At 30.7% G+C, this 12,077-nt stretch carries 13 protein-coding genes; all 13 read right to left on the bottom strand.

Translation table 11 applies throughout. The annotated features are described in order from the left end of the window. Window positions 1–22: 22 nt before the first annotated feature. On the bottom strand, window positions 23–565 hold the full coding sequence (locus tag J7M77_RS08720) for a sugar O-acetyltransferase (protein ID WP_296877549.1): 543 nt from the start codon (window positions 563–565) through the stop codon (window positions 23–25). After that, a complete protein-coding gene (locus J7M77_RS08725; protein ID WP_296877551.1) occupies window positions 562–1,092 on the bottom strand; it encodes a hypothetical protein in 531 nt (176 codons plus the stop codon). Before J7M77_RS08725 ends, J7M77_RS08720 begins: the two co-directional genes overlap by 4 nt. Before the next feature lie 3 nt (window positions 1,093–1,095). Further along, window positions 1,096–1,761: a DNA alkylation repair protein gene (locus J7M77_RS08730; RefSeq protein WP_296877553.1), complete on the bottom strand. Its 666-nt coding sequence runs from the start codon at window positions 1,759–1,761 to the stop codon at window positions 1,096–1,098. A gap of 60 nt (window positions 1,762–1,821) precedes the next feature. Beyond that, complete coding sequence (locus tag J7M77_RS08735) at window positions 1,822–2,739, bottom strand: AEC family transporter (RefSeq protein ID WP_296877555.1); 918 nt, start codon at window positions 2,737–2,739, stop codon at window positions 1,822–1,824. 10 nt (window positions 2,740–2,749) lie between these two features. Beyond that, entirely contained in the window at window positions 2,750–4,027 is a 1,278-nt protein-coding gene (locus J7M77_RS08740) for a PTS sugar transporter subunit IIC (RefSeq protein WP_296877557.1), read from the bottom strand. A gap of 16 nt (window positions 4,028–4,043) precedes the next feature. Then, window positions 4,044–4,547, bottom strand: coding sequence for an RDD family protein (locus J7M77_RS08745; RefSeq protein ID WP_296877559.1), 504 nt, complete (start codon window positions 4,545–4,547; stop codon window positions 4,044–4,046). 12 nt (window positions 4,548–4,559) lie between these two features. Continuing rightward, window positions 4,560–5,963: a family 1 glycosylhydrolase gene (locus tag J7M77_RS08750; RefSeq protein WP_296877561.1), complete on the bottom strand. Its 1,404-nt coding sequence runs from the start codon at window positions 5,961–5,963 to the stop codon at window positions 4,560–4,562. A 123-nt stretch (window positions 5,964–6,086) separates the two neighbouring features. Then, on the bottom strand, window positions 6,087–6,968 hold the full coding sequence (locus tag J7M77_RS08755; RefSeq protein ID WP_296877563.1) for a MurR/RpiR family transcriptional regulator: 882 nt from the start codon (window positions 6,966–6,968) through the stop codon (window positions 6,087–6,089). Between the two features lie 49 nt (window positions 6,969–7,017). Continuing rightward, window positions 7,018–7,371, bottom strand: coding sequence for a molecular chaperone Hsp90 (locus J7M77_RS08760; RefSeq protein ID WP_296877566.1), 354 nt, complete (start codon window positions 7,369–7,371; stop codon window positions 7,018–7,020). A gap of 60 nt (window positions 7,372–7,431) precedes the next feature. Then, complete coding sequence (locus J7M77_RS08765; protein WP_296877568.1) at window positions 7,432–9,345, bottom strand: fructose-1,6-bisphosphatase; 1,914 nt, start codon at window positions 9,343–9,345, stop codon at window positions 7,432–7,434. A 50-nt stretch (window positions 9,346–9,395) separates the two neighbouring features. Next, window positions 9,396–10,370, bottom strand: a complete 975-nt coding sequence (locus J7M77_RS08770; protein WP_296877569.1) for a Gfo/Idh/MocA family oxidoreductase — start codon at window positions 10,368–10,370, stop codon at window positions 9,396–9,398. 2 nt (window positions 10,371–10,372) lie between these two features. Continuing rightward, window positions 10,373–11,035 carry a ribose 5-phosphate isomerase A gene (rpiA, locus tag J7M77_RS08775; RefSeq protein WP_296877571.1) on the bottom strand — a complete coding sequence of 221 codons (663 nt, stop codon included), beginning with the start codon at window positions 11,033–11,035 and terminating at the stop codon, window positions 10,373–10,375. 2 nt (window positions 11,036–11,037) lie between these two features. Then, on the bottom strand, window positions 11,038–12,077 hold a 1,040-nt coding region (locus tag J7M77_RS08780; protein WP_296877574.1), incomplete at its 5' end, for a PTS fructose transporter subunit IIC.

Below are 12,077 nucleotides of genomic sequence, written 5' to 3' on the forward strand. Positions count from 1 at the left end.
AAAATGTCCGCTTGGACATTTTTTATTTATCAAGATAACGAATTATCCGACAAGGATTACCACCAGCAAGAACATTTTCAGGAATATCTTTAGTTACTACCGAACCTGAAGCAATTACGCTATTTTTACCAATCGTTATTCCCGGATTAATTGTCACATTGCCACCAATCCAGACATTATCTTCAATTTTAACTTCCTGGAAATATTCAACTCCTGTTTTTCTAAGTTCACTATCAAGAGGATGATTAGCACAATAAATATGTACTCCAGGACCAAGTTTAACATAGCTTCCAATAGTAATTTTTGCAGTATCGACCATAATACAATTATAATTAGCGTAAAAATGATCACCAACTGTAATATTTTTACCATAATCACAATAAAATGGCGGTTCGACATAACTATTTTTACCAACTTGTTTAAACAAATCAGCTAATAACTCTTTTCGTTTATCGTATTCATCGATTGTAGTTTGATTATAAATTTGTAATCTTTTTTTACATTGAATATATAATTCCTGGTTATTTCCATCACTTGGATTAACTACCTGAATACCTGATTTCATAATTTTATTCCTACCTCAATAAATTTTCCCAGTTCACTAATTTCATTTGCGTCAATGCCTCGATTATAATCAGTTATGGTTCCGTTAGAATCAATATAACGAATACATTTATTTTTATAAATATAAAAACGATATTCTTCTAAACCATCATAAATAAAAACAAATCTTAAATTACTATCTTCATAATAATATTCAACATTATAATCTTTATCAAAGCTTAAATTTAAACTTGTTGCCTTACCACATATTTTAACAGTCTTACCTTGATTATTTAAGTAATAACTAAGGCCATTTTGTTCTTGTTTAGTATAATCATTAGGATTTTCTTGAATTATATAATACTGTAATCTAATCAGATCTACTACTGATTCTACATCAAGATAAAAATTATCACCAACATTTTTAATTTTACTAGCTTCAATCATTTTAATCCCAACTGACTTAACTTGATTATCAATTGAACCAAAATGAAAACTTACCGTAATTCCACAAATAATAGCAATGATCATATTCATTATTTTTTCCATTGATTAATCACCTAAATACTTACTTGCTTCTTTGATACTTAATTTAGCCATTTGATCGTGGTATTTTTCAATAAAGGTTTTGACCCATTGCGGATCAGTTTTAGAATAATCACGTAAGCTCCAGCCAATTGCTTTATTAATAAAAAATTCATCGCTATTTAAATTATTTACAATAATCTTTTCTAATAATTGTTGATTAGTTTTCTCTTTTCTAAGTAACTGGTGATCAATAGCCACTCTTTTTAACCAGATATCTTCATTTAAAGACCATTCAATCATTAAATCATCAACTCGTTTATCTTTTAAACCAATAGTTCCAATAATTATATCAAGACTATCAGTTACATCCCACCATTGTTTAGTTAATAAATATTGTTTTAGTTTATCAATATCTTCATAGACTAAAAAAGCTTGTAGTACTTTTAAATAATCACATCCAAAATATTGAAATTCACGATACTCATCCTGGAAACATAAATCTAATAAAGCAAAATCAATTTTTTTATTTTTCTTTTCCGCTTTTAAAAAATCACGATATAACTTTTTTCTTTTCGGTGTTGGTATACCATAAAAGCTAAATTTATTTTGCATATATTTAGCCATCTTTAATGCATTTTCACTATCTTTATTTGCTTCAAATAATTGTTTTATCATTAAATATTTATCCAAAATAATCACCCCATCTAAATTATAGCAGTTAACATAAATAAAAACAGCTATAAAAGCTGTTTAAATTAAGAATAAATAAACAAGTAAAGGAATAGTAATGATTGCAAGTAATGTAGAAATAAAGACTGTTTTAGCCGCTAAAAACTCATCTTGATGATAGTTTTTAGCAAACAGCACTGCACCGCTAGCAACTGGCATTGCTAAAATGATCAAAGTGATTCCTTGTATCATTACATCTTTGATCGTCGTTATGATTAAGGGATAAAAAAGTATTGGAATGATCAAGTCAATAAAAATGGTAAATAGATATACTTTATAATCAATCAAAACTTTTGTTAAACGATAATTAGCAAGAGTTGCTCCAATAATGATCATTGCTAGCGGTGTTGTCATATTGCCAATCAAAGTTAACGGATTAGCTATCACCAGAGGCACTTGCAATTTGATAAAATAAAGCAAGATTGCAATAATTGAAGCAATCACCCCTGGTGATAAAAGATTTTTGAATTTCAGCTCTGTTTTAACTTTATTTCCATAATTCATCACTATAATTCCTAAGGTAAATAACGATAAATTAAACCCCATATTAATAACTGCAGTACTTAATAATGAATCACTTCCAAAAATAGCTTGCATTAATGGAAAACCCATAAACCCAACATTAGGAAACATGGTCATGAACATATATAAACCTTGATGGTTTTTAAACGGTAAAATCTTGACATATAAATAAGCAAATATTGGTAAAATAATAACTAAGATAATTGTGGATATCATGATATCACTAAATGCTAGAGTAACATTTTGACCATCAATTATAGAGGCAACGATCATTGCTGGCATAGTTATATTTAACACAAATTTTGTTAAGTGCTGATTAAAATCGCCTTCAAACAAACTAGTTTTACCTAATCCAAATCCAATAATGATCATGATAAATAACTGTAACATTTGATTAAAAACAATCATGATATCCATAAACTGCCCCCTATTTTGCCTGTTCTTGTTCTTGTAAATATGCTTGTTTGTCTTGAGCTTTAAAGAACGGATAATAAATCAATCCAGTAATAATAAGTAAAACTACTTGCAAAATTGCTCCTTGAATCCCACAAATCATAAATCCCGATATTACTGGTGGAATTGTATATGGCAAGTTTACACCATTAATATAAGGAACTAAACCTAAATATATTGATGCATAAGTAACAATTCCTACTGTAACATTTGCTAATACAAAAGGAATCATCATCATTGGATTTAAAACAATTGGAAACCCAAAGATAATTGGTTCATTGATATTAAATAATGAAGCACCAATTCCTAATTTACCTAAAGCTTTATATTGATTCGATTTTGATTTAAATAAACATAATAACGTTAAACTTAAAGTTGCTCCAACCCCACCTAATTTAACAAAGAAAGAGATAAACTGATAATTTACAATATGTTGTAATTGTTTACCAGCTTCAAAAGCTGCTAAGTTTTCAGCTGATAATGAATACCAGATAGGATTCATTACTGAAGAAACAATTGATGAACCATGTAATCCAAAGCACCAGATTACTGATTCTACTAATAAAACAATTACGGTAGCTGGTAAAGTACCTCCAAGTGATTGTAATGGCTGTTGCAATAAACTGAAAATAAATGTTTGGGCATTTTCAAAATCAGTCATTGCAAAGCCCATTCTAATTAAATTAAATAATAACAAAATAGCTACAGCCGGAATAACAGCAGCAAAAGCATTTGCCACATTTGAAGGAACTGAATCAGGCATCTTGATCGTTATTCCTTTTTGAACACAGTAGCGATATATTTCTACTGAAATTGCAGTTGCAATCATACAAACAAATAAACCTTGAGCACTAAAATTATCTAATGGTAACCCTTTTACACTATCTTCGCTTAAAATAACTGGCGTTAGTAAAAAGATTCCGGCAAAAGATAAAGCTATTGCTAATTTACTGTCAACTTTATAGTAATTAGCCAATGATTTAGCCATCCCAACAACCACGAAAAAAGCTAATAATTTAAAACTTACCTGATATGGTAAATAAAAGAAATCATTGATTAATGGGTTATTACTTAAAAATTCACTATATCCATCAAATGGTAAACTAGTAAAAAGTAAAAATATTGATCCTGCAATCAAGATTGGGGTTGAGCCAAAGAACCCTTCTTTAATTGCACTTAAATAACGATTAGCTGTCATTTTTTGAGCAATTGGTGCAATCGCATCACCAATTCTATCCATAAACTGCTCCATAATAATCCTCCTAAAATTAACTATTTTTTAAACTAGTCTTTGCTAGTCGATCATATAAACCCCGATGGTCTTTAAAAAAACAAATCATTATGACACTTACTAATGATAATGACATGGTAAAATCATTTACTATTTCTAGCACATTAAAACCAGTAAGAATACTTAATAATTCACCAATTAAAGTTGTAAATGATGTTAAAATCAACAAATAAAACATTTGTCTTTTTATTAATTCCTGATCATGACTGTATGAAATCTTTATATCCATTAATCTTTTTCCTAATGTTTGTCCTTGTAACAACTTTAAAGGAACTAGTAAATAATAGAAAATAAATAAAACTAAACTTAAACCAATAGCAATAATTGCTACTGTTTTTTCAAGTAAAAAGACATTTTGTGTCATTTCTTGAATTGTAATATAAGATAACAATGAAATTGGAAGTGTGGCAATTAATGCTCCTAAATATAAATCAATAATAAAGGCAATCCCTCTTTTTAATAACGATACTTGTTTATTCATTATTTGCTCCTTTTAAAATGTTGTGTCTTTACCATTAGTGGCAATTACTTTTTGATACCAGTAAAAAGATTTTTTTATCGTTCGTTTTAAAGTTCCTCTACCTTGATCATCTTTATCAACATAAATGAAACCATAACGTTTTTTCATTTCCCCAGTTCCTACTGAAACAATATCAATCGGTCCCCAGCATGTATAACCAATTACTTCCACATCATCTATTTCTATCGCATCTTTTAAAGCATCAATGTGTTTAGCTAAATACTCGATTCGATAATCATCAATGATTTGACCAGATTCATCAAATTCATCAATCGCTCCTAAACCATTTTCAACTACAAACAGTGGTAATTGATAACGATCATATAATTCATTTAAAGCAACTCTAAGTCCAGTTGGATCAATTGGCCAATCCCAATCATTTCTTTTTAGATACGGATTATCACGCCCAACTACTAACTGACCATCTTTTAATGAAGCAACTGAAGAAAAATAATAACTAAATGCAATATAATCAACTTTTCCCTGCTTTAAAATCTTTTCATCTTCTTCACTAACTGAAAATTGACAACCCATTTTTTTAATTAACGAAGTACAAGTATTAGAATAATAACCACGACACATCACATCACCATAATAGAAATTAGGTTGCATGTGCTCTTTTCTAGCTAAAGTATCTTGCGGATGACATGTTTTAGGATAAGTAGTTGGATATTGAAACATACAGCCAACTTTTAACTCAGGATCAATTTGATGAGCCAAAATAACCGCTTTAGCACTAGCCACCATCATATTATGAGATACCAGTATTTTTACATCATTAGGATTTTCATCCGGCTGATAAATCACCCCGGCTTGATGATATGGCATTTGCTGGTTCATCGTTTCATTGATTTCATTAAATGTCATCCAGTATTTAACTTGATGATGATAACGTTTGAACACAACCTGACAGTAATTTAAGAAAAAATCGATTAATTTACGATTACGCCAAGAACCATATTTTTGTACCAGATGTAATGGTGTTTCATAATGTGATAATGTAACGATTGGCTCAATATGATATTCAGCCAGTTTAGCAAAAACCCGATCATAAAATTCTAACCCCTTTTGATTAGGCTGTTTTTCATCACCTAAAGGAAAAATTCTTGGCCAGTTAATCGACATCCGAAAACATTTAAAGCCCATTTTCGCAAATAAAGCAATATCTTCTTCATAATGGTGATAAAAATCTACTCCTTCATGACTAGGATAATAATCACCTTCATGAACCGCATCATGAATTTCCCTTGCTTTTCCATGACACGCTCCTTTTTCCACATCGGCAATACTTAAGCCTTTACCATCAGCTAAATAAGCCCCCTCATATTGATTGGCAGCCGTAGCTCCACCCCATAAAAAATTATCTTTTATCTTCATAAAAAAACCTCCTTGCACGTTTAATATACATGCAAGAAGGTTTTCTTTAAAGTTACCTACGATTCAATTTAACAGTGTTTAATTATTGACGTCTTTATTTTTTCAAATCAATGAAACACTGTTTCATTGATTCATGATAATGGGATTATTAGAAGACCGTTTGCTTTCTAATTCTTTAGTAGCTTCTAATTTTTTTAGATAATTAGCATCATAATTATTTAAAAAATAAGTAGCATATAAAATATCCAAAATCAAATGAATTGATAAATGACTACTAAAATCTCCTAAATTATAAAACATACTTTCCTTAGTTGCCATAGTCAGTTTACAGCTAGCCATCTTACTCAAACTATTTTCACCAAAAGAGGTTATGGCAATAATTGGAATTTTACGCTGTTGACATGTTTTAGCGACCTGTTTGATTTTATCTGTTTCCCCAGAATAAGAAATAATGATTGCAACATCACCACTAGGAATACATTTAGCTTCGTATAACTGATAATTTAAGTTATTAGAAATAATTACATTTTTCCCAATTTTTAACATTCTTTCTTTAAACGATTCTGCGAGATTTAAAGCTGTTCCTACTGAAAAAACATGAACTGAATGACTATAATTAATCAGTTTCAAAGCTTTTTGTAAATCATCGTGATGTAATAGAGTCATGCTATCTTTAACTGTATCTTCATATAGTGTAGCAATTTTATTAGCTGCTTTCATAAACGAATCTTGACTAATAAATGGAAAATTAGCATCAATTTTACCATATTGTAAATCTAAATATTCTATTTCTTTTAAAAACTGAATCTTAAAATCATCAAATCCTTTAAAATCTAATTTTTTACATAATCTAACTACGGTTGCCGGTGAAGTAAAAGTCGCTTCTGCTATATTTCGAGTTGAATATTTTTTTAAATCTTTGCCTAAAGATAAAATAAAATCTGCAATACTCTCTTCCCCATCACTCATTTTTTCTTTCAAATTCAATTTTTCTATTATCAGCAACTTAATTTCCTCCATTAAATCCAAAAATAATTAGCAGCAATGCTGCTAATTATTCCACATAATCGGCTTTCTTTGCCAATAATTCTTCACAAATTTGACAAGCCGGACAATCACAATATTTAGCTCCAGCTTCTTTAATAGCTTTACTATGAGCTTCTACTTCTTTAGCCCGGTCACCAAAAACCTGGATTCCCGCTTCACTACCGGCAAAAGCAATTAAATTATCGATTGGCATGATATCTTCTTCCATTTCTTTAAAATACGCTTTAGCCATTTCATTTTCTTGATCACTGCCAATAGCATCTAAATAATTTTTCCCCGCTTCTTTTAGCTCTTTACAACAAGTTACTGCTTCAATTAATTCTTTAGTTTTACTAATAATATAATCTAAATTCTTTTCCATGATCCATACTCCTTTTATGATTTATCTTTACTTATATTGTATCATAAATAGCCATTAATTTTAAAAGATTTCTTTTAAAAGTCCCTGGCGATAAGCTTGTAATAATGTATTTAGATCATTTATTTTTAACCTCAGTTCTTTACCTAGATCACAATCGCGATTTTTGATTCGTTTACTAGTTTCAATTATTTCTACTTCCGGTGTTAAACACAATAACCCTTCTTTAGCCTGAGTATCAAAAGGCAAATGTTTAGCTAATTGATAGTGTTGAGAATCGAAGATCAAAGTATAACCAGCACTGCCGGTTTTAGCTTGATATGCTTTAGAAATACCCCCATCGATCATCAATAAACGGCCACTAGCTTTAATAGGTTTTTCGCCTTCTTTGATCTTAACGGGAACATGACCATTGATAATATGACCTTTATCCGGATCTAAATTAAAATGTTTTAACAGCTGTTTACAGGTTGTTTCCTGTTCAATGAAATGATAATAATCATCAAAGATTTCTTGATTTAATTTTGGTTCATCAAGAAAGTATTTTTCAAATAATGCCAGTTTGCTTTTACCAAATAACGGTGAATCTTTACCACACCATAAATACCACATTAAATCGATGGCGACTGGTTTTTTTAAATAATATGCCTGATTAATGATTTTTTCATATTGATCTAATAGCTCTTTACCTTGATATAATTTATCTTTGATCCTTATTTTTCGTAACTTACCATCTTGATTTAAAGGAATACAGCCATGAAATAATAAATTACCATTGATCGTTTTATACATATTACCTTTTTGATACAAAAACTTTATTTGCTGCTGCAATCTTTGACTATGAGCAAAAGAAGCTTTTAAAACGGTCATTAACCGATGTTCTTTTGTCGTTAATTTTAAAGGATCATTTATATCAATGGTAGGAAAATTGTGATCGGTTAAAGGATAACTGTTATTTAAATAAGTAACACAATTATTATTGAAATCAATTTTGTTTAACCATGATAAATGTTCCATTTGATATTCAGGATGCTGCTCAATTAATTGACCTTGAAGTTTTAATTGGATAATTGTAATGGCTTTATGCATCTTGGCGGTTAATTCTTTATCGACTTGATCATAACGGTTTTTATCTAAATGTTTAGGATAAAAAGCACGGCAGTCATCATCCTGATATACTTCTTTAGCAAATTCACTTAATGGCCGTAAATTAATCCCATAGCCATCTTCAAGCAAATCAAAATTATCATAACTTAATGCAATCCTAATTACATTAGCGATTAAAGCTAAATTACCACAAGCAGCTCCCATCCAGGAAATATCATGATTGCCCCATTGAATATCGATTTGTTCATATTTCATCAGTTCATCAATGATCAAATCAGGACGTGAGCCCCGATCAAAGATATCGCCAATAATATGAAGATGATCGATACAGATAGTCTGGATAAATTTACATAAAGCAATGATAAAATCATCAACGTTATTAATTTCAATAATAACTTGAATAATATCATGATAGTATTCATGAATATATTGATTATCATGACAGCTTAACATTTCATTGATTACATAAGCATACTGAACTGGTAATTTTTTAGCTACTTTGGATCTAGTATATTTAGAAGAACAAAATTTTGCGATACTAATTAAATGATAGATCGTCTGTTCATACCAGCTGTTATCTTTCTGTTTATTTTCTAACTGTTTTTTAGGATAATAAATTAAATGAGCTAATTGTTGTCTTTCTAGTTCACTTAATTTATCTTGATATAATAAATCAATCTTATTTTTAATGACACCCGAAGCACTTTTTAGTAAATGAATAAATGCTAAATGTTCACCATGAAGATCACTAAAAAAGAATTCAGTTCCTTTAGGTAAAGTCAAAATTGTACCAAGATTAATAATATCTGTTGTTACAGCATTGATGTTAGGATATTCCTTAGCTAATAAATGTAAATAATTATTTTCCATAATATTCTTTTAAAGTGATAAGAGAATGATTGCTCATTCTCTTATATCTTTTATTCAAAAGGATAAACCATACCCCATTGTTTTCTAATTGTCGTTAGCGTATCCATAACATCACGAATATAAGTTAAGTTTTCTTGACCGCCTTGATTATTGATATAATCTTGCATATCCTGAACTTCATAATCTAAAGCTAAGGCTGTATCACCAGCTTCAATAACTTCAACGCGTCCATCATCAGTGTAAGTAATCGTTGCTTTATTTCCACGAGGATAGTTATTTACTTCAATATAACCTTTTTCACCAGCGACAACTCCACGTTTTGGCTGTTTAGCTCGCATTGTTAAAGCCATCACGGCCATTTCCCCTTCAGGATTACGAAGAATGATTCCTGATGTTTCATCGACACCAGTTTCAAAATAGTTAGCTGTCGTTAAAACTGTATCGGGTTTACTTTGCATGAAATAGCGAGCAAAACTAGTAGCATAAACACCAATGTCTAATAATGCACCACCAGCTAATTCTTTCGAGAAGAAACGATTAGTTACATCGTATTCTTTACAGCTGCCAAAATTTACTTGGACCATTTTTACTTTACCAATTGCTCCACTGGCAACAATTTCTTTTAGTTTTTTAAATAATGGCATGTGGAATAAAGTAACCCCGTCACAAATAACTAAGTTCTTTTCTTTAGCGATTGCTACTGCTTCTTCTAATTGAGCAGCATTTACTGTAATTGCTTTTTCACAAAATACATGTTTTCCCGCTTTTAAAGCAGCTACTAAAAATTGATAATGAAGATTATGTGGTGTCGCAATATAGACAATATCCACATTTTCATCGTCAATCATTTCATCAGCACTGCCATAAGCATTAGTAACATTAAATTCTTTAGCATAAGTCTCAGCTTTTTCTAACGTAGTATCGCAAACAGCGTAAATTTCTCCATTAACACGATTTAAAGCTTCACCCATTTCATGAGCAATCCAGCCAGTTCCTAAAATTCCCCAATTTAGTTTCTTTGTCATTTTTATTTTCCTCCTATTATTCTAACATGACTATCATCAACTGATAAAACCATCGTCGCCTGGTTTACAAATAATGATGTATCAATAATTCCTGTAATTTTATTTAATTGTTGATCAAGTAAAGCAATATTTTCAACTTGATCAAATTTAGCTTCCATGATCACATTACCATGATCACTAACGGTAAAACCATCTTTAGCACCACTTATTCTAAGTGTTACTTTTCCACCTAATGATTCAATTTGTTTCGTTACATAACTGATTGCTTCTTTGATGACTTCTAAAGTAATTGAATGATCAAATGGTAATTTTTCAAATACTTTTGATTCGTCAACTAAAAGGACATATTGATCAGCCATTGAAGCAATAATTTTTTCTTTAGTATGAATAGCTCCGCCTGATTTTAAGGCATTTAATTTTAAATCTACTTCATCACAGCCATCAAAGGCAATATCAAGATGATCAACTGACCAGACTGGAAGTAACGTTAAATTATTTTCAACACATAATTTAGCGGTATTAAATGATGGTGTTACTACTTTAACATTTAACTTTTTTTCATTAATAAATTTAACTAAATAGCTGATGGTACTACCGCCACCTAAACCAACGGTCATGCCATCTTTAATATATTCAACTGCTTTTAAAGCACATCTTTCTTTCATTATTAATTATCTCCTTTTAATGGTTTTTTTAATACTGATAAAACTAAACCGCCAACGATGGCACCGATCAATATCGCTAAAGCATACATTGGAGCATTGCCGATTTTTTGTAAAACGAAGATACCACCATGAGGCGCTCTTAAAGTACAACCAAAGAACATTGATAAACCGCCAGCTACTGCTGATCCTAAAATACATGATGGGATTACACGAATCGGATCTTTAGCAGCAAAAGGAATTGCCCCTTCAGAAATAAATGCTAAGCCCATTACATAGTTAACTAAACCAGAATTACGTTCTTCTTGGCTCCATCTGTTTTTAAAGAAAGTAGTACTAATAGCGATCGCCAGTGGCGGGATCATTCCTCCAGCCATGACCGCTGCCATAATTTCAAAATTTCCTTCAGCTAATTGTGATGTTGCAAAGACATAAGATGCTTTATTGATTGGTCCACCCATATCCGTAGACTGCATTCCCGCTACAACGATTCCTAATAATACTTTACTAGTTCCACCCATACTATTAAGTACATTATTTAAACCAGTATTGATGGCACCAACAAATGGGTTAATAAAAGTAGTAATTACAGCTACTAAGAAAATGCCAATTACGGGATATAATAAAATCGGTTTAATTCCTTCTAATGAACGTGGTAATTTACTAAATAATTTCTTTAGTCCATTAACTAAATATCCAGCGACAAAACCAGCTAATAAAGCGCCTAGAAAACCGGCATTAACATCGCCACCAGCAGGATTAGCAAAAGTACAGCCCATTTTAGCGACCATTCCGCCAATAAAACCAACAGCTAAACCTGGACGATCAGCAATTGACATCGCAATATAACCAGCTAAAACTGGTAACATCAAACCAAATGCTTGTTCCCCGATTGTTTTTAAGTAAGCTGCTAATGGCGTATTTTTACCAAAGTTAGATGGATCAATGGTATAATCGTCGAATAAAAACGCTAATGCAATTAAAATTCCACCGCCAATTACAACTGGCAGCATGTGACTAACACCATTCATCAAATGTTTATAAA

It is taken from the genome of Thomasclavelia sp., assembly GCF_017889095.1.
In the GTDB taxonomy this organism is placed as follows: domain Bacteria; phylum Bacillota_I; class Bacilli_A; order Erysipelotrichales; family Coprobacillaceae; genus Thomasclavelia.